We start from the raw sequence: 18,752 nt of genomic DNA on the forward strand, positions 1-18,752 counted from the left end.
ATCCCATCCCCAATCTGTAGGCTGCGCGTGTCTGCGCACCGCTGACCCCGTTTATAAAGGACCACCAACATGGCTCCCAAAGTACTCATCTCCGACAAACTCTCCGAAGCTGCCGTTCAGATCTTCCGCGATCGCGGCATCGACGTGGATTTCCAGCCCGACCTGGGCAAGGACAAAGACAAGCTGGCCGAGATCATTGGCAATTATGATGGTCTTGCGATCCGCTCGGCTACCAAAGTGACGGAGAAGATCCTCGCCAACGCGCCGAACCTCAAAGTGATCGGCCGCGCCGGCATCGGCACCGATAACATCGACAAAGAAGCCGCGTCGAAACAGGGTGTGATCGTGATGAACACGCCCTTTGGCAACATGATTACCACCGCCGAACACGCCATTGCGATGATGTTCGCCGTGGCACGGCAGATCCCCGAGGCCAGCGCCTCCACCCATGCGGGCAAATGGGAAAAGTCGAAGTTCATGGGTGTTGAACTGACCGGCAAGACTCTTGGCGTGATCGGCGCGGGCAACATCGGCGGCATCGTCTGCGACCGTGCGCTTGGACTGAAGATGAAAGTCGTGGCCTATGACCCCTTCTTGGGCGAGGAAAAGGCCGAGAAGATGGGCGTGGAAAAGGTCGAGTTGGACGAGCTTCTTTCCCGCGCAGACTTCATCACCTTGCACGTGCCTTACACAGAGCAGACAGCGAATATCCTGAGCCGCGAAAACCTTGAGAAAACCAAGAAAGGCGTGCGCATCATCAACTGTGCACGTGGCGGTCTGGTAGATGAGGAAGCACTGGCCGATCTGCTGAAATCCGGCCATGTGGCGGGCGCGGGCTTTGACGTATTTGCTGAGGAACCGGCGAAAGAGAACCCGCTTTTCAACCTGCCCAACGTGGTCTGCACACCGCACCTTGGTGCCGCGACCACCGAAGCGCAGGAGAACGTGGCCCTGCAAGTCGCCGAGCAGATGTCTGACTACCTGCTGACCGGCGCCGTGACCAATGCGCTGAACATGCCGTCGGTTACCGCCGAAGAAGCCAAGGTCATGGGCCCATGGGTCAAACTAGCCGGTCACCTCGGGGCCTTCATTGGCCAGATGACGGACGAACCGATCAAGGCGATCAACATCCTTTACGACGGTTCGGTCGCCAAGATGAACCTCAAGGCACTGAACTGCGGCGTCGTGGCGGGCATCATGAAACGGGCCAACCCAGACGTGAACATGGTCTCTGCCCCCGTGGTCGCCCGCGAAAAGGGCATCCAGATCAGCACCACCAACCAAGACAAATCCGGCGTCTTTGACGGCTACGTCAAGGTGACCGTGGTGACCGAAAAGCGCGAGCGCTCCATTGCGGGCACCGTCTTCTCGGACGGCAAGCCACGCTTTATCCAGATCAAAGGCATCACCATCGACGCCGAGATCGGGGAGCATATGCTCTACACCACGAACGAAGACGTGCCCGGCATCATTGGTACATTGGGCCAGACCATGGGCCAAAACGGCGTGAACATCGCGAATTTCACCTTGGGCCGCCACACGGCCAAGGGCGAGGCGATTGCCCTGCTCTACGTCGATGACCAAGTCCCGGAGGCGGTCATCGGCAAGCTGCATGACACCGGCATGTTCCGTCAAATCAAGCCGCTGCAATTCGATGTGGCCTAAGGCCCACAATCTGCACAATCTGGAAGCGCCCCCTCGCGGGGCGCTTTTGCTTTTGGCGGCTTCTTTTGGCTGAGCCTTCCCTTCCCGCCTGCTTTGCGGCATCACGAGGGGGTGCAGAAAGACAGGAGCGATCATGGCCAGCCCCATCTATGCCATCGGAGACATCCACGGTTACCCCGCCGAGCTTGAGCGCGTCTTGACCTTGATCGAAGAAGACGGCGGGCCGGATGCACGCATCGTCTTCCTTGGCGATTACACCGACCGTGGCCCCGACAGCAAAGCGGTGATCGGCCGGCTCGCGCAGGGCAAGGCCGAGGGCCGCAACTGGACCTTCCTCATGGGCAATCACGACCGCATGTTCCGCTGGTTTATGGAGGATTTCCCGCGCCACGATCCGGCTCTGCTGGTCGAGTTCACCTGGCTGCATCCGCGTATCGGCGGCGACGTGACGCTCGCCTCCTACGGCGTGCCGGTGACCAAACAGGATCGAATGTCAGAAATCCACGCCCGCGCGCTTGAGGCGGTTCCGCAGAGCCATATCGACTTTTTGCAAGGGATGGCGCTGAGCCATGAAACCGCGGATCATTTTTTTGCTCATGCCGGCATCAGGCCGGGCGTTCCGCTTGCCGAGCAAAGTGAGGGCGATTTACTGTGGATCCGCAAAGAGTTCCACAATTTCACCGCGCCGCATCCCAAGCTGATCGTGCACGGCCATACGCCGGTGGACAGCGCCATGCATTACGGCAACCGTGTGAACCTCGACACCGGCGCGGGCTATGGCAAACCGCTCTGCGCCGCGGTGTTTGAGGGCGACAAAGTTTGGGTGTTAACACAACAGGGGCGCAACCGGCTCCGCCCCTGATTGGTTCAAGTCCAGTCGAGGACCACCTTGCCGGATTGTCCGGACTTCATCGCGGCAAAGCCCTGTTCAAAGTCATCGACCTTGAAGCGATGGGTGATGATACCTGAAACATCCAGCCCGTTCTCCAACATGGCGATCATCTTGTACCATGTCTCGAATATCTCGCGGCCATAGACGCCCTTGATGGTGATCGCTTTAAAGACAATGCGGCTCCAGTCCACTGGCGATTTGCCCGGCGGAATACCCAGCATCGCGATACGGCCCCCCATAGTCATTGCCTCAACCATCTGATGCAGCGCCTGCTGGTTGCCTGACATTTCAAGACCCACGTCAAAGCCCTGTTTCATCTTCAGGCGCGGAATGACATCGGCCAAATCCTCTTTGGCGACGTTCACCGTCACCACATCTGCAACCTTTTCCGCCAGCGCCAGCCGCGCGGGGTTCACATCCGTGATCACCACATGCCGCGCGCCCACATGCCGTGCCACGGCGGCGGCCATGATGCCGATGGGGCCTGCGCCGGTGATCAGCACATCTTCCCCCACCAGATCAAAGCTCAGCGCCGTATGTACCGCGTTTCCCAAAGGATCGAGGATGGCGCCGATGTCGTCAGAAATTTCATCCGGCAGCGGGACGACGTTGAAGGCAGGCAGCTTGAGGTATTGCGCAAAAGCCCCCTGCTCGTTCACCCCGATGCCCCGCGTCGCGGGATCAAGGTGGAACTTGCCCGCACGGCTCTGGCGTGACTGTTTGCCGATCAGATGCCCCTCGCCCGAGCAGCGCTGGCCGATCTCTAACCCTTCGACACGGCGGCCCAATTCGACAATCTCGCCCGCAAACTCATGGCCGGTGATCATCGGCACCGGCACGGTCTGCGCGGCCCAATCGTCCCAGTTCCAGATGTGGATGTCGGTGCCACAGATGCCGGTCTTGTTGATCTTGATGAGCACATCATCCGGGCCAATCTCCGGCACCGGCGCATGTGTCATCCACAACCCTTCGCGGGCATGCAGCTTCGACAGCGCCTTCATCTCGTTAGTTGTCATCAGATCACCCCGCAGGCTTTGCCTGCCACTTCGAAGGCTTTCAGCGCCCGGTCCAACTGCTCGCGCGTCAGGGCTGCGTTCATCTGCGTGCGGATGCGGGCTTGGCCACGCGGCACCACCGGGAAGAAGAAGCCCGAAACATAGACGCCTTTGTCGAACAGTTTTGCCGCCATATTCTGTGCAAGCTGCGCTTCGCCCAGCATCACTGGCACGATGGGATGTTCACCGGGCAACAAATCAAAGCCCAGCTTCTCCAGCCCTCCACGCCAATACGCGGTGTTTTCGAACAATTGCGCGCGTAGATCGTCGCCCCGTTCCACCAGTTCCAGCGCCCGCATCCCCGCCATCACAATCGACGCGGGCAGCGAGTTGGAAAACAGATAGGGCCGCGCGCGCTGGCGCAGTAGGTCGATCACCGGCTGAGGCCCCGCGATATAGCCACCAATCGCCCCGCCAAGCGCCTTGCCCAACGTGCCGGTCACGATATCGACCTTCACCCCGTAGTGCGCGGGCGTGCCTTCGCCCTTCGGCCCCATGAACCCGGTTGAGTGGCAGTCATCCACCATCACCAGCGCCTCGTATTTTTCAGCCAGTGCGGTGATTTCAGGCAGTTTCGCCAGATAGCCATCCATGGAGAAAACACCATCCGTGGCGATCATGATGAAGCGCGCCCCATCTTCGCGGGCCTGCTTCAGCTTGGCCTCCAGATCGTCCATGTCACTGTTGGCGTAGCGGTAGCGTTTGGCTTTGCACAGGCGGATGCCGTCGATGATCGAGGCATGGTTCAGCGCGTCCGAGACCACAGCATCCTCTGGTCCTAAAAGCGGCTCGAACAGGCCGCCGTTGGCGTCAAAACAGGCGGCGAAGAGGATCGAATCGTCATGCCCGAGGAAGCTGGCCAGTTTCTGCTCCAACTCCCGATGAATGTCCTGCGTGCCGCAGATGAAACGGACGGAGGCCATGCCGAAGCCCTTTTCGTCCATCGCCTCTTTGGCGGCGGCGATCAACTCGGGATGATCGGCAAGGCCGAGGTAGTTATTGGCGCAAAGGTTGATCACATCGCGGTCGCCCACGGCAATCTCACCGCCCTGCGGGGTGGTGATGAGCCGCTCGCGTTTCATCATGCCCTCGGCGTCGATCTCGGCCAGGGTGTCTGTCATGTGGTCCAGAAATGCTTTGGTCATGGGATACTCCTTTTGAATCCCATCTACCATAGCGGAGGCTATTCCGAAATAGAGGATGTCTTGAATAGCGGAATTTTTCCGATATACCGGATTTCACGCATCCTGCACGACAAGGAACGCCCGCACTGGCCCTGTGATTGCACGGATGGCATGGGGTACATCGGCGGCGTAGCGTGCCGTATCTCCGGCCTGCAATTGCTCGGCTCCCGCACCGCTGGTCACTTCGACGGCGCCTTCAAAAACGCTCAGGTGTTCGCGGGCACCTCGGGTATGCGGGGCGCTTTCTAACACGCCGCCTTCAGCGATGAGCAACTCATAGACCTCATGATGCCCAGCCTCTTCGGGCGGCGACAGGATACGAATACGACAGCCATCGCCCAGATTACTGATTGTCGGCACCGCCGCACTGCGCAGCACTTCGATCTGCGCTTCAGCGGGGGTGCCATCCAAGAGTCCGGCAAAATCCACCTGCAACGCGCGGGTCAGGTTCCACAGCGTCGCGATGGTGGGGCTGGATTCCCCACGCTCAATCTGGCTCACCATAGAACGTGACACGCCTGACAGTTTCGCCACTGCATCGAGCGACAACCCCTGCCCTTGCCGCGCTTCTTTCAAGCGGGCGGGGAGTTGCGTCAGGATCTTGTCATTATTTTCCGTCATGGCGGATATGTCGCGCGGCGCCCCGCCCCTGTCAAGCAGCGCTTTGACGGAACGTCCCCCCTGACATTGTGCCGCCACCACCCCATAGTGCCGCCAACGGATAGAGGAGAGCTACATGTCAAACGATATCGTCATCTTGGGCGGCGCGCGCACCGCCATCGGCACTTTCGGCGGCAGCCTTGCCGCAACCCCACCGACCACCTTGGGCAGCACCGTCGCCCGCGCCGCGATGGAACGCGCGGGCGTGGACCCGGCGCAGATCGGTCATGTGGTCTTTGGCAATGTCATCAACACAGAGCCGCGCGACATGTACCTGAGCCGCGTTGCCGCGCGGGAGGCGGGGGTGCCGGATGAAGTCCCCGCGATGAACGTGAACCGCCTGTGCGGCTCTGGCGTGCAGGCGCTGGTTTCGGCCACGCAAAGTCTGATGCTCGGCGATGCGGATTTCGCCCTCGCCGGTGGTGCCGAAAACATGTCCCGCGCACCCTATATTCTGCCCGATGCCCGCTGGGGCCAGAAAATGGGCGATGCACGGAGCCTTGATATGCTGCTCGGCACGCTGAACTGCCCCTTTGGCACTGGGCATATGGGCGTAACGGCAGAGAATGTTGCGGATGAGCATGCGATTACGCGCGAACAGATGGATGAATTCGCCCTGCAAAGCCAAGAGCGTGCAGCAGCGGCCATCGCGGCGGGGCATTTCAAGGATCAGATCGTGCCGGTCGAGGTCAAAGTGAAGCGCGACATGGTGCCCTTCGACACCGATGAGCATCCTAAGGCGACCACTGCCGAAGCCTTGGCCGGTTTGCGTCCGGTGTTCCAGAAGGATGGGCGCGTGACCGCAGGCAACGCGAGCGGGATCAACGACGGTGCCGCAGCGCTGGTGCTGGCCCGCACCGAAGCCGCAGAAGCTGCTGGGCTTAAACCCCGCGCACGGATTATCGGCTACGCGCATGCGGGTGTGCGGCCTGAGGTGATGGGCATCGGGCCGATCCCTGCCGTGCAAAACCTTCTGAGACGCACCGGGCTGAAAGCCAGCGACTTCGACGTGATTGAAAGCAACGAGGCCTTCGCCAGCCAAGCGCTGGCGGTGAGCAAGGAGTTAGACTTCGATCCGGCAATCGTGAACCCCAACGGCGGCGCGATTGCGCTTGGCCACCCTGTCGGCGCGACGGGGGCGATCATCACCGTGAAGGCGCTTTATGAGTTGGAGCGGATTGGCGGCAAGCGCGCGTTGATCACCATGTGCATCGGCGGCGGTCAAGGCATCGCCATGGCGATCGAACGTATCGCGTGAAACTGGGCGGGGGCCATATGGCCCCCTTCCTCCCTAAAGCAGCGCGTCGACCAAAGCGATTGTTGTGGCCCCGGCCATGCCGGACATCACCGCAGTCGCCGCGATGTAGCGCCAAAAACGGGGGCGGCGCTGCGGCTGGTCTTCGGCCTGACGGTTCAATGCCTGTTCAACCAGACCCGGTAAGCGCGGGCCGAAACGCGCCATGACCATCGCGGTGTCGCGCAGGTCTGACAGCATGGCGCGGGGGCCGAGCGATTTGGTGATGTAATCCGTCACAATGGGGCTCGCGACTTCCCAGATGTTGATATGCGGGTTGAGCGAGCGGGCGACCCCTTCGACCACGACCATGGTGCGTTGCAGCAAGATTAGCTCGGTGCGGGTCTCCATGCCGAAACGTTCTGTCACCTCAAAGAGATAGGTCAGCAGCCGCGCCATGGAGATGCGGGTGGCGTCCATGCCAAAAATCGGCTCTCCCACCGCACGCAGGGCGCGGGCGAATTCATCGACGTCTTTGTCGGCAGGCACGTAACCAGCCTCAAAATGCACCTTCGCCACGCGCTGATAGTCGCGGCGGATGAAACCGTAAAGGATTTCCGCGTAGACCCGGCGGGTATAGCTGTCGATATGCCCCATGATGCCGAAGTCATAGGCGATGATATCCCCATTGGCCGCGACCTTGAGGTTGCCTTGGTGCATGTCGGCGTGGAAGTAACCGTCGCGCAGGGCGTGTTGGAGGAAGAGTTGCAATACACGCTCCGACAGCGCTACGCGGTCGTGTCCGGCAGCGTCGATTGCAGCGTTATCGCCCAGCGGCACACCATCGGCCCAGCCCAGTGTCATCACGCGGCGGCCGGAGTAGTTCCACTTGATTTCGGGCAGTTGAAACCCGGCGTCTTCCTTGGTGTTGGCAGAGAATTCAGAGGCGGCGGAGCTTTCGAGCCGCAGGTCCAACTCGCCCCGCACGACGCCATCGAAGTGCTCGATCACCTCGGTTGGGCGCAGACGACGCGAGCCGGGGGAGAAAATCTCGGCCATGCGGGCGGCGAGGTAGAAAGCGTCGATGTCCTTGCGGAAGGCCTTTTCGATGCCGGGGCGGAGGACTTTGACGGCGACTTCTTCGCCCGTCTCGGCCAATCGTGCATGGTGGACCTGTGCGATGGAGGCGGCGGCGACAGGTTCGCTGAACTCAGAGAAAATGGCGCTGACGGGCTGGCCCAATTCATCCGCGACAGAATTGCGGGCCAGTGCGGTGTCAAAGGGCGGCAGTTTGTCCTGCAACACACGCAGTTGCACGGCCAGCTCATCGCCTACCACATCAGGTCGGGTCGACAGCACTTGGCCGAATTTAATGTACGCGGGCCCAAGCGCCGTCAGCGCGCGGGTCGCGGGCGGCATTGCCGGATCGCCGTTATATCCCAGCCATTTGAACGGCAGGCCAAGGGCGCGGGCGACAAAGCGCAGCGGTTTGGGTGCGTCAAAGGCGTCAAGCACCACATTCATCGCGCCGGTACGTTCGAGCGTCGCCCCGGTGCGGATCAGCCGCCAAATGTTGTGAGGTCCGCGCATCAGATTTTCCAACCCGAATGCAGCGCCGCGATGCCCATGGTAAGGTTGCGGTATTTGGCTTGCTCAAAGCCCGCTGCACGGACCATCGACAAGAACGTGTCTTGGTCCGGGAAGTTGCGGATCGATTCGACGAGATATTGATAGCTGTCGCGGTCCCCTGCGATGGCCTGGCCCATGCGCGGGATCACGTTGAAGCTGTAGAGGTCATAGGCTTTCTGCATCGCCGGATTGGGCAACTGGCTGAATTCCAGCACCATCAGGCGGCCACCGGGGCGCAGCACGCGGTAGGCTTCATTGAGCGCCTCTTGCGGGCGCGTCACGTTCCGGATGCCGAAGCTGATGGTGTAGACGTCGAAGGTATTGTCGGGAAAGGGCAACGCCATGGCATCGCCCACCACCCAGTCGAGGCTGCCCGTCAGGCTATCAGCCTCGGCACGTTTGCGGCCTTCGACCAACATCGGCTCGGTAAGGTCCAGCACCGTGGCGTGGCCATGGCCCGCACGTTTGAGAAATTTGAACGACACATCACCAGTGCCGCCCGCCACATCGAGCAATTTCTGACCGGGGCGCGGGGCGAGCCAATCCATCATCGCTTCTTTCCAGACGCGGTGGATGCCCATGCTCATCACGTCATTCATAATGTCGTATTTGCTGGCGACGGAGTTGAACACACCCTGTACGCGTCCGGCCTTTTCATGCTCTGGCACGGTCTCAAATCCGAAATGGGTGGTTTTGTCGGCGTCCTGGGTCATCTGCTCTTGCGATCCTCTGGTTCAGTCCCTTGTTATAGGGTGCCGGGGGGCAGGGACAATGCGTGCCTTTTGTCACAGGCGAGCGAGAGGGGAAACCGAGATGCCGGAACTGCCAGAGGTCGAGACCGTCCGCCGGGGGCTTGACCCCGCGATGGAGGGCCAGGTGATTGTCCGCGCCGAAGTGAACCGCCCCGATCTGCGCTGGCCCTTTCCGGAGCGCATGGCCGAGCGGTTGACCGGGCAGCGGGTCACGCTGCTGCGGCGCCGGTCGAAGTATATCCTCGCCGATCTGGAAGGCGGGGAATCGCTGCTGGTGCATTTGGGGATGTCCGGGCGGATGCTGGTCTCGGGCGACCCGTTGGGGCAATTTCAGCACAACCACCCCGCGCCCGAAAAACATGACCACGTTGTGTTGCATATGGGGAACGGGGCGCGGATCACCTTTAACGACCCGCGCCGCTTTGGCGCAATGGACCTGATGCCTACCGCCACAGCGGAGGCGCATAAACTGCTGGCGGCACTAGGGCCAGAACCGCTGGGCAATGATTTTCACGAAGCGCTTTTGATCGCCGCGCTAAAGGGGCGCAACACGCCGATCAAATCGGCGCTTCTGGATCAGCGGATCGTGGCGGGCTTGGGAAATATCTACGTCTGTGAAGCGCTTTACCGGGCGGGTATTCATCCGGCACGCAAGGCGGGGCGCATCTCGGCCAGCCGCGTGGCGGCGCTGGTGCCGATCATCCGGCAGGTGCTGGCTGAGGCGATTGAAGCGGGCGGCTCATCGCTCAAGGATTTCCGGCAAGCGGACGGCGAATTGGGCTATTTCCAGCATCGATTTGACGTCTATGGCCGCGAGGGCGAAGCCTGTCGCCGCCCCGGCTGTGACGGCACCGTGGCGCGGATTGTGCAGAGCGGGCGGTCGTCCTTCTATTGCCCGCGCTGTCAAAGATAGCTTGAAACATGAGGGGGCCGTGGTATGCACGTTCCCCTGAGCGCAACAACAAAGAGCATTCTTGATGGCTTACGAAACGATCACCGTGGACGTGGACAACCATGTGGCCCTGATCACCCTCAACCGCCCGGATGCGCTGAACGCGCTCAACGACGCGTTGCTGGGTGAACTGGCCAAAGCGCTGAAGAGCGCGCAGGAAAACGACAAGGTGCGCTGCATCGTCATCACCGGGTCAGAAAAGGCTTTCGCCGCTGGCGCCGATATCGCGATGATGCGTGAGAAAAGTTTTGTCGACGTCTTTATGGGCGATCTTTTCACCCCTGAAACCGATCAGATTCTGCGCGTGCGCAAACCGATTATTGCGGCGGTGTCGGGCTATGCTTTGGGCGGCGGCTGCGAATTGGCGATGATGTGCGATTTCATCATCTGCTCGGAAAGCGCCAAGTTCGGCCAGCCGGAGATCAACCTCGGCGTTGTGGCAGGCATCGGCGGCACCCAGCGTCTGACCCGTCTGGTGGGCAAGTCCAAGGCGATGGATATGAACCTCACAGGTCGCTTCATGGATGCGGATGAGGCGGAGCGTTCAGGCCTCGTGTCGCGCGTTGTGCCGGTGAAAAAGCTGATGGAAGAAGCCATGGCCGCCGCGGGTAAGATCGCGGAGAAATCCATGATCTCGGCCACCGTAGTGAAGGAATGCGTGAACCGCGCCTATGAGGTGCCGCTGAGCGAAGGTCTGCTGTTTGAGCGCCGCATGTTCCATTCGCTGTTCAACACCGAAGACCAGAAAGAGGGCATGTCCGCCTTCCTCGAAAAGCGCGAAGCGCAGTTCCGCGACAAGTAAGCGATTCCTTCGGCGCGGCTTGCATTGCCGCGCCTGCTGTCTTATAGGCAGCCCCAATACATGCGCGTGCAGCCCGCTCTGGCTAGAATCACCTGCCCTTTGGGGCCCGGATTTCCGGTAGGGTTGGCGTCTCGCATTGCTACGCAACATATGAACCCGAAGGCTGATACTCATGGCAAACACCACCCAATCCGCTAAGCGCGCCCGTCAAAACGAAAAGCGTTTTGCGATCAACAAAGCACGCCGTTCGCGCATCCGCACCTACCTGCGCAAAGTCGAAGAGGCGATCACCTCCGGTGATAAAGAAGCCGCAACCGCCGCTCTGAAAGCCGCCCAGCCCGAGCTGATGCGCGGCGTCACCAAAGGCGTTTTTCACAAGAACACCGCATCGCGCAAAATGTCGCGCCTTTCCGCGCGGGTTAAAGCACTGGGCTAAGCTGCAACGTCAGCCAACCTATTGAAGACAAGAGGCGCCGCATCGCGGCGCCTTTTTTCGTGCAAGTGCAGCGCGAAAACCACGCCGCAGATTCTTTTCTGACAATACATGAGTCAAGCTGGAAGATATGTTGAAGCGGACCTGAAACACTTGCTACCAAAGGTCCAGCGATTCATTTCGCTTGGGGGGACAGGCCCTGAAAACGGCGTCAGCCAAATGGCAGAATGCCAGATTCAGGGGGGTGCAGATACCGGCGATGGTTCTGCATTGACGTGAATGTTGCTGCCGCACGTTTACCCTGTCGATTGAAACGCGGACGGTTCGTTCAGCGCCTTTTTAGCGCCGGTTTTCGGTGTGAGAGGGTATTGGGCAAACCATTCTGTACAAGTCCGAAGGACACAGGTCGGTCATCCTTGTGGGACCGGGTGGATGATCTGTTGCCGGGTGAAAAATATTGAGGGCCGAGATCCACTCGGCCCCGGTGCGAAGAGCAAAGCGGGACGTTAGGCACAATGACACAAGATCAATGGGGCGAGATCAAACAGCGGCTTCTCAAGACCGTGGGGCAGAACAACTACACCACCTGGATTGAGCCGCTGGTGCCCGGCGATGTTGAAGACGGCATCGTGACACTCAGAGTGCCGACGAATTTCTTTGGCAATTACGTCAGCCAGAACTTCTCTGACCTTATCCTGCATGAGATCAACGCGGCTGGCACCGATGCCACGCGTCTGAACTTTGCGTTGAACCAGCAGCCCGCCAATGCCGCCGACAAGCCCGCCCCGGCTGCGCGTCAGACCACGGCTGCGATCAAACCCACTGCTAACAATCAGTTGAGCACCGCCCCGCTTGACCCGCGCTTCAGCTTTGACAATTTCGTTGTTGGTAAACCCAACGAGCTTGCCCATGCTGCCGCCCGCCGTGTGGCCGAAGGGGGTCCCGTCACCTTCAACCCGCTGTTTCTTTACGGTGGCGTTGGCTTGGGTAAGACCCACCTAATGCACGCGATTGCCCGCGAGCTGCATGAGCGCCGCCCAGATATGAATGTTCTGTACCTTTCGGCAGAGCAATTCATGTACCGCTTCGTGCAGGCCCTGCGGGACCGCAAGATGATGGACTTCAAAGAGATTTTCCGCTCGGTCGACGTGCTGATGGTCGATGACGTGCAGTTCATCGCGGGCAAGGATTCCACGCAGGAAGAATTCTTTCACACGTTCAACGCGCTGGTCGACCAGCACAAGCAGATCATCATCTCCGCCGACCGTGCGCCCGGTGAGATCAAAGATCTCGAAGACCGTGTGAAGTCGCGCCTGCAATGCGGCTTGATCGTGGATCTGCACCCGACAGACTATGAACTCCGTCTTGGCATTCTGCAAAGCAAGGTCGAAGTGCAGCGCAAGACCTACCCTGACCTCGAAGTCGCCGATGGCGTGCTGGAGTTTCTGGCGCACCGCATTACCTCGAACGTCCGTGTGCTCGAAGGCGCGCTGACTCGTCTATTCGCCTTCGCCTCGCTCGTTGGGCGTGAGATCGACATGGGGCTGACGCAGGATTGTCTCGCGGATGTGCTGCGCGCCTCGGAACGCAAAATCTCGGTCGAGGAAATTCAGCGGAAAGTGTCGGATCACTACAACATCCGCCTCAGCGACATGATCGGCCCCAAGCGTCTGCGCAGCTACGCGCGCCCGCGTCAGGTCGCGATGTATCTGTGCAAACAGATGACCAGCCGCTCCCTGCCCGAGATTGGCCGCCGCTTTGGTGGTCGCGACCACACCACCGTCATGCACGGCGTGCGTCGCATTGAAGAGTTGAAGGTTTCGGACGGTCAGATTGCAGAGGATCTGGAACTGCTGCGCCGGGCGCTCGAATCCTAAGCACCTTCCCCTGAGGGTTGTTGTCAGGACACGGTCAAACAGCGATCAGGGGCGCGGCTTGCGCCCCTCTTGCAATCGCAGCAACAAAACAACAAAAGTTCTTGTGTAAGCGTGGGAACCGGGTAGTTTGCCTCTCCCGGCAATCGGTATGGGAGAAGGCATATGAAATTTAGCATCGAACGCGCGGCACTGCTCAAAGCGGTTTCGCAAGCCCAATCCGTGGTCGAGCGCCGCAACACCATTCCGATCCTCGCCAACGTGTTAATCGAAGCCGACGGCAGCGATGTTTCCTTCCGCGCCACGGATCTGGATATCGAAGTGGTCGATAAGGTCGCGGCTCAAGTCGAGCGTGCGGGGGCCACGACCGTTTCGGCCACGCTGCTGCATGAGATTGTGCGCAAACTGCCCGACGGGGCTTTGATCAACCTCACTGCTGATACCGCCGCGGGCCGCCTGACCGTCGAAGCAGGCCGCTCGAACTTCTCGCTCGCCACCCTGCCGCGCGAAGACTTCCCGGTTATGGCGTCGTCGGAATACGCCTCGAACTTCACGGCCCCTGCCCCGGTGCTGCGCCGTTTGTTCGACAAGTCAAAATTCGCCATTTCCACCGAAGAAACGCGCTATTACCTCAACGGCGTTTACCTGCACATCGCGGATGTTGAAGGCGGCAAGGCGCTGCGCTGCGTGGCCACCGATGGCCACCGTCTGGCGCGGATCGACGCCGAGATGCCCGAAGGTGCGGCAGAGATGCCCGGCGTGATCGTACCGCGCAAAACCGTTGGCGAATTGCGCAAGCTGCTGGACGATGACGAGATGGAAATCGCGGTTTCCGTATCGGAGACTAAGGTGCGTTTCGCTACGCCCGGCATCACCCTGACCTCCAAGGTGATCGACGGCACCTTCCCCGACTACACCCGCGTCATCCCGCAGGGGAACACCCGCAAGATGGAAGTCGACGCCGCTGATTTCGCCCGTGCGGTGGACCGTGTGGCGACTGTTTCCTCGGAGCGTTCGCGCGCCGTGAAACTGCAATTGGACGAAGACCGGCTTGTGCTCTCGGTCAACGCGCCTGACAGCGGTGCGGCGGAAGAGGAGCTTGCCGTGGCCTATGGTGACGAGCGGCTAGAGATCGGTTTCAACGCGAAATACCTGCTGGAGATCGCCAGCCAAGTGGACCGCGAAAACGCTGTCTTCCTGTTCAACTCCTCCGGCGACCCGACCCTGATGCGCGAAGGCAATGACACCTCAGCGGTCTATGTCGTCATGCCGATGCGCGTGTGACGCAGCCGGAAATTTTTAAAATTCCCGGACCGTTTTCCTTTAAAGAAAACGGCTTTCCATGACGCAGTTGTATCTGTCCAACTTAAGCCTTTCGCATTTCCGCTCGCACAGGCGGGCGGTGATCGACGTGGATGCGCGGCCCGTGGCGCTCTACGGCCCAAATGGCGCGGGTAAGACCAATATCATCGAAGCAATCTCCCTGCTCTCTCCGGGCCGTGGCTTGCGGCGCACGAGCGCGCAGGACATGGCGCGGCGGCCCGAAGCTCTGGGCTGGAAAGTGAGCGGGCTGCTGCACGGCCCCACGGTGCTGCATGAGATCGACATCTGGTCCGAAGCAGGTGCGGCGCGGCAAACCAAAATCGATGGCAAGGCAGCGCCACAGACCGGGCTGGGCCGCATCGCGCGGGTGCTCTGGCTTATTCCGGCCATGGACAGGCTTTGGATCGAAGGGGCCGAGGGGCGGCGGCGGTTTTTGGACCGCGTGACGCTTTCGATGCTGCCCGACCACGCAGAATTGTCGCTTAGCTATGAAAAGGCGATGCGCGAACGCAACCGGCTGCTCAAAGACATGGTGCGCGAGCCTGCGTGGTACACAGCGCTTGAGACCCGCATGGCCGAGACTGGCGCCCAGATCCACGCCAACCGTTTGCAGGCTTTGGCCGCCCTGGAGGCCGCACAGGAAGAAGCGCAGACCGCCTTCCCCATCGCGACCTTGGAGCTGCAATGCGACATGCCGAGCGAGCCTGAAGCCCTGCGCCGCGCCCTATCGGACAACCGGATGCGCGATCTTGCCGCCGGGCGCACGCTGATCGGCCCCCACCGCGCTGATCTGGAAGGCACCTATGCCGCGAAAGGCATCGCCGCGCGGGAGTGTTCTACAGGCGAGCAAAAAGCGCTGCTGGTGTCGCTGATCCTCGCCAATGCCCGCGCCATCGCGGCCGATTTCGGTGCTCCGCCGTTGCTCCTGCTCGACGAAGTGGCTGCCCATCTCGACGCCAGTCGCCGCGCTGCCCTCTATGACGAGATCTGCGCGCTTGGTGCGCAGGCATGGATGACAGGCACCGGGCCGGAATTGTTCGAAAGTCTCGGCAACCGCGCGCAATATGTCGAAGTCACCGAAGAGGACGGGTTATCAAAGGTTGAGGTCATGCCATGACCATCGGCCTTGGTGATCTGCTGCTCTATTGCGGCGCGCTGGTGATCCTGTTCCTGACCCCTGGCCCAGTGTGGCTGGCATTGATGGCGCGTGCGCTCTCTGGCGGGTTTCAGGCGGCATGGCCGCTCGCTCTTGGCGTGGCGCTTGGAGATATCCTTTGGCCGCTGGTCGCGGTGCTGGGCATCACATGGATCCTGTCAGTCTTTGACACGATGATGGAACTGCTGCGCTGGATCGCCAGCGGGGTGTTCATCCTGATGGGCGTGGCGCTGATCCGGCAGGCGGGGGATAAGATCAGCACCGACAGCCGGCTCACCCGCCCCGGCATGTGGTCCGGCTTCATCGCGGGCATTGTCGCGATCCTTGGCAATCCGAAGGCCGTGCTGTTCTACATCGGCGTGCTTCCGGGGTTCTTTGATCTGCGCAGCATCACCGCGCCCGACATCGCGGCAATCCTCGCCGTGTCGGTCCTTATTCCCCTGATCGGCAACCTCACCATTGCGCTTTTGGTTGGCCATGTACGCGGTTTTCTGACCGCCCCGCGCACCCTGCGGCGGATCAATTTCGTCTCCGGCGTCATGCTGGTTTTCGTGGGCCTTGTGATCCCCTTCGTCTGACACAAAATCTTGTGTCATTCGCGTGACAATGCCGGGCGAAAACACTATAAATCGGGCAAACGAGAAGGGTTATTTCCGCATGTCCGATACCGCGCAGACACCACAGGAATACGGTGCCGATTCCATCAAGGTTCTCAAGGGGTTGGAAGCTGTCCGCAAACGCCCCGGCATGTATATCGGGGACACCGATGATGGCTCTGGCCTGCACCATATGGTCTATGAGGTCGTGGACAACGGGATTGACGAGGCGCTGGCCGGTCATGCCGATGCGGTGACCGTCACGATCCACGCGGATTCCAGCGTATCGGTGAGCGACAACGGCCGCGGGATTCCGGTTGGCATCCACGAGGAAGAGGGCGTTTCCGCCGCAGAGGTCATCATGACCCAGCTGCACGCGGGCGGTAAGTTCGACAGCAACTCCTACAAGGTCTCCGGCGGTCTGCACGGGGTTGGCGTCTCGGTCGTGAACGCGTTGTCGGACTGGCTGGAACTGCGCATCTGGCGCGAGGGCAAAGAGCATATCGCACGCTTTGAAGGCGGCTTTACCACCAAGCACCTCGAAGTGCTGGGCGAGACGGATCGCACCGGCACTGAGGTCCGCTTCATGGCCTCGACAGAGACATTTTCGAACCTCGATTACAGTTTTGAGACGTTGGAAAAGCGCCTGCGCGAACTGGCCTTCCTAAACTCCGGCGTGCGCATCATCCTTAACGACGAACGCCCTGTGGAGCCGCTGCGGACTGAGCTGTTTTACGAAGGCGGCGTAAAGGAATTCGTGAAATACCTCGACCGCCACAAACACGCGGTCATGCCCGAACCGATCTTCATCACCGGCGAGCGGGACGACATCGGCATCGAAGTGGCGATGTGGTGGAACGACAGCTACCACGAAAACGTGCTGCCCTTTACCAACAACATCCCACAGCGCGACGGCGGCACCCATATGGCGGGTTTCCGGGGCGCGCTGACGCGGACAATCAACAGCTATGCACAGACCAGCGGCATCGCCAAACGCGAAAAGATCAACTTCACGGGCGACGATGCGCGTGAAGGGCTAACTTGCGTGTTGTCGGTCAAAGTGCCGGACCCAAAGTTCTCCTCCCAGACGAAAGACAAGCTGGTCTCCTCTGAGGTGCGCCCAGCGGTCGAAGGGCTGGTGAACGAAAAGCTGGCGGAGTGGTTCGAAGAGAACCCGAACGAAGCCAAGCAGATCGTCGGCAAGATCGTTGAAGCGGCGCAGGCCCGCGAAGCCGCCCGCAAGGCGCGCGAATTGACCCGCCGCAAAACCGCGATGGATGTGAACTTCCTCGCGGGCAAGCTCAAGGACTGCTCGGAAAAAGACCCGTCGAAAACCGAAGTCTTCCTCGTCGAGGGGGACAGTGCGGGCGGCTCTGCTCAGACAGGCCGCGACCGTCAGACACAAGCGATCCTGCCGCTGAAGGGTAAGATCCTGAACGTCGAACGCGCGCGTTTTGACCGGATGCTCGGCTCCCAGGAGATCGGTAACCTCGTCATGGCGCTCGGCACCGGCATTGGCCGCGACGAGTTCAACATCGACAAGCTGCGCTACCACAAGATCGTCATCATGACTGACGCTGACGTCGACGGCGCGCATATCCGCACGCTGCTGCTGACCTTTTTCTACCGTCAGATGCCTGAGTTGATCGAAAACGGTCACCTCTACATCGCGCAGCCGCCCCTCTACAAAGTCTCGCGCGGCAAGTCCGAGGTTTACCTCAAAGACGAAGCGGCGATGGAAGATTACCTGATCCAACAGGGTGTCGATGGCGCGATGCTCCGTCAGGGGAATGGCGAGGAAATCACCGGCCAAGACCTGACCCGCGTGGTCGATATGGCCCGCCAGCTGCGTCGCGTGCTGGAAGCCTTCCCAACCCATTACCCGCGTCACATCCTTGAACAGGCCGCCATCGCCGGTGCCTTTGTCGATGGCGCGGTGGACAGTGACCTGCAAGGTGTGGCCGACAAGGTGGCTGACCGCCTGAACCTCATTGCGCTTGAATATGAACGCGGTTGGCAAGGTCGCATCACCCAAGACCACGGCATCCGCCTCGCCCGCATTCTGCGCGGCGTGGAGGAGGTACGCACGCTTGATGGACGCATGTTGCGCTCAGGCGAAGCCAAGAAATCCGGCAGCTTCACCCAGCATTTGCAGGAGGTCTATGACCAACCCGCGACCCTCGTGCGCAAGGACCGCAGCCAGCTGATCCACGGCCCCATGGACCTGCTCGACGCGATCCTTGCTGAGGGTGAGAAAGGCCTGTCGCTTCAGCGCTACAAAGGTCTGGGCGAAATGAACCCCGATCAGCTGTGGGAAACCACGCTCGACCCAGATGCCCGCACGCTGTTGCAGGTCCGGGTTGAGGATATGGCCGAAGCAGATGATCTGTTCACCAAACTGATGGGTGATGTGGTCGAGCCGCGACGCGAGTTCATTCAGCAGAACGCGCTGAGCGTGGAGAATTTGGATTTTTAAGGGCGCTTAGACATCGTTTCTATAAGGACGGCCACCGTCGTCTTTATAGAAACATCTCTCCACCGAGCG

At 60.5% G+C, this 18,752-nt stretch carries 16 protein-coding genes; 11 read left to right on the top strand and 5 right to left on the bottom strand.

Annotated elements, in window-relative coordinates; all coding sequences use genetic code 11:
* Nucleotides 1–69: 69 nt before the first annotated feature.
* Together serA and HTT03_RS16305 are read left to right on the top strand one after the other, a co-directional pair.
* Nucleotides 70–1,665, top strand: coding sequence for a phosphoglycerate dehydrogenase (gene serA / locus HTT03_RS16300; RefSeq protein ID WP_174860840.1), 1,596 nt, complete (start codon nt 70–72; stop codon nt 1,663–1,665).
* A gap of 133 nt (nt 1,666–1,798) precedes the next feature.
* Nucleotides 1,799–2,527 carry a metallophosphoesterase family protein gene (locus HTT03_RS16305; RefSeq protein ID WP_174860841.1) on the top strand — a complete coding sequence of 243 codons (729 nt, stop codon included), beginning with the start codon at nt 1,799–1,801 and terminating at the stop codon, nt 2,525–2,527.
* Nucleotides 2,528–2,532: 5 nt separating this feature from the next.
* On the opposite strand, the gene tdh is transcribed toward HTT03_RS16305, so the two are convergent.
* The 3 genes from tdh to HTT03_RS16320 form a co-directional block, all read right to left on the bottom strand.
* Complete coding sequence (gene tdh / locus HTT03_RS16310) at nt 2,533–3,573, bottom strand: L-threonine 3-dehydrogenase (RefSeq protein WP_174860842.1); 1,041 nt, start codon at nt 3,571–3,573, stop codon at nt 2,533–2,535.
* Entirely contained in the window at nt 3,573–4,757 is a 1,185-nt protein-coding gene (locus tag HTT03_RS16315; RefSeq protein ID WP_174860843.1) for a glycine C-acetyltransferase, read from the bottom strand. Before HTT03_RS16315 ends, tdh begins: the two co-directional genes overlap by 1 nt.
* 93 nt (nt 4,758–4,850) lie before the next feature.
* Nucleotides 4,851–5,417 carry a helix-turn-helix domain-containing protein gene (locus HTT03_RS16320; protein WP_174860844.1) on the bottom strand — a complete coding sequence of 189 codons (567 nt, stop codon included), beginning with the start codon at nt 5,415–5,417 and terminating at the stop codon, nt 4,851–4,853.
* Nucleotides 5,418–5,532: 115 nt separating this feature from the next.
* On the opposite strand from HTT03_RS16320, the gene HTT03_RS16325 reads away from it, so the two are divergent.
* Entirely contained in the window at nt 5,533–6,714 is a 1,182-nt protein-coding gene (locus tag HTT03_RS16325; protein ID WP_174860845.1) for an acetyl-CoA C-acyltransferase family protein, read from the top strand.
* A gap of 33 nt (nt 6,715–6,747) precedes the next feature.
* Here HTT03_RS16325 and ubiB read toward each other — a convergent pair whose 3' ends face one another.
* Nucleotides 6,748–8,280, bottom strand: coding sequence for a 2-polyprenylphenol 6-hydroxylase (ubiB, locus tag HTT03_RS16330; RefSeq protein WP_174860846.1), 1,533 nt, complete (start codon nt 8,278–8,280; stop codon nt 6,748–6,750).
* The gene (ubiE, locus tag HTT03_RS16335) at nt 8,280–9,032 is read right to left on the bottom strand and encodes a bifunctional demethylmenaquinone methyltransferase/2-methoxy-6-polyprenyl-1,4-benzoquinol methylase UbiE (protein WP_174860847.1); all 753 of its coding nucleotides are present in this window, start codon (nt 9,030–9,032) and stop codon (nt 8,280–8,282) included. The genes ubiB and ubiE overlap by 1 nt, the downstream gene beginning before the upstream one ends.
* A 100-nt stretch (nt 9,033–9,132) precedes the next feature.
* Here ubiE and mutM point away from each other — a divergent pair, with 100 nt between their 5' ends.
* From mutM to gyrB, 8 genes are all read left to right on the top strand, one after another.
* On the top strand, nt 9,133–9,984 hold the full coding sequence (gene mutM, locus HTT03_RS16340; protein ID WP_174860848.1) for a bifunctional DNA-formamidopyrimidine glycosylase/DNA-(apurinic or apyrimidinic site) lyase: 852 nt from the start codon (nt 9,133–9,135) through the stop codon (nt 9,982–9,984).
* A 64-nt stretch (nt 9,985–10,048) separates the two neighbouring features.
* Nucleotides 10,049–10,825, top strand: a complete 777-nt coding sequence (locus HTT03_RS16345) for an enoyl-CoA hydratase (protein WP_174860849.1) — start codon at nt 10,049–10,051, stop codon at nt 10,823–10,825.
* A 172-nt stretch (nt 10,826–10,997) separates the two neighbouring features.
* On the top strand, nt 10,998–11,261 hold the full coding sequence (rpsT, locus tag HTT03_RS16350; RefSeq protein WP_174860850.1) for a 30S ribosomal protein S20: 264 nt from the start codon (nt 10,998–11,000) through the stop codon (nt 11,259–11,261).
* A 512-nt stretch (nt 11,262–11,773) separates the two neighbouring features.
* Entirely contained in the window at nt 11,774–13,135 is a 1,362-nt protein-coding gene (gene dnaA / locus HTT03_RS16355) for a chromosomal replication initiator protein DnaA (protein ID WP_174860851.1), read from the top strand.
* Between the two features lie 162 nt (nt 13,136–13,297).
* Nucleotides 13,298–14,416, top strand: coding sequence for a DNA polymerase III subunit beta (gene dnaN, locus HTT03_RS16360; protein WP_174860852.1), 1,119 nt, complete (start codon nt 13,298–13,300; stop codon nt 14,414–14,416).
* A gap of 58 nt (nt 14,417–14,474) precedes the next feature.
* A complete protein-coding gene (gene recF / locus HTT03_RS16365) occupies nt 14,475–15,572 on the top strand; it encodes a DNA replication/repair protein RecF (RefSeq protein WP_174860853.1) in 1,098 nt (365 codons plus the stop codon).
* Complete coding sequence (locus HTT03_RS16370) at nt 15,569–16,189, top strand: LysE family translocator (RefSeq protein ID WP_174860854.1); 621 nt, start codon at nt 15,569–15,571, stop codon at nt 16,187–16,189. The genes recF and HTT03_RS16370 overlap by 4 nt, the downstream gene beginning before the upstream one ends.
* A gap of 79 nt (nt 16,190–16,268) precedes the next feature.
* Nucleotides 16,269–18,683, top strand: coding sequence for a DNA topoisomerase (ATP-hydrolyzing) subunit B (gene gyrB / locus HTT03_RS16375; protein WP_174860855.1), 2,415 nt, complete (start codon nt 16,269–16,271; stop codon nt 18,681–18,683).
* Nucleotides 18,684–18,752: the final 69 nt, after the last annotated feature.

It is taken from the genome of Sulfitobacter maritimus, from assembly GCF_013346665.1.
Classification (GTDB): domain Bacteria; phylum Pseudomonadota; class Alphaproteobacteria; order Rhodobacterales; family Rhodobacteraceae; genus Sulfitobacter; species Sulfitobacter maritimus.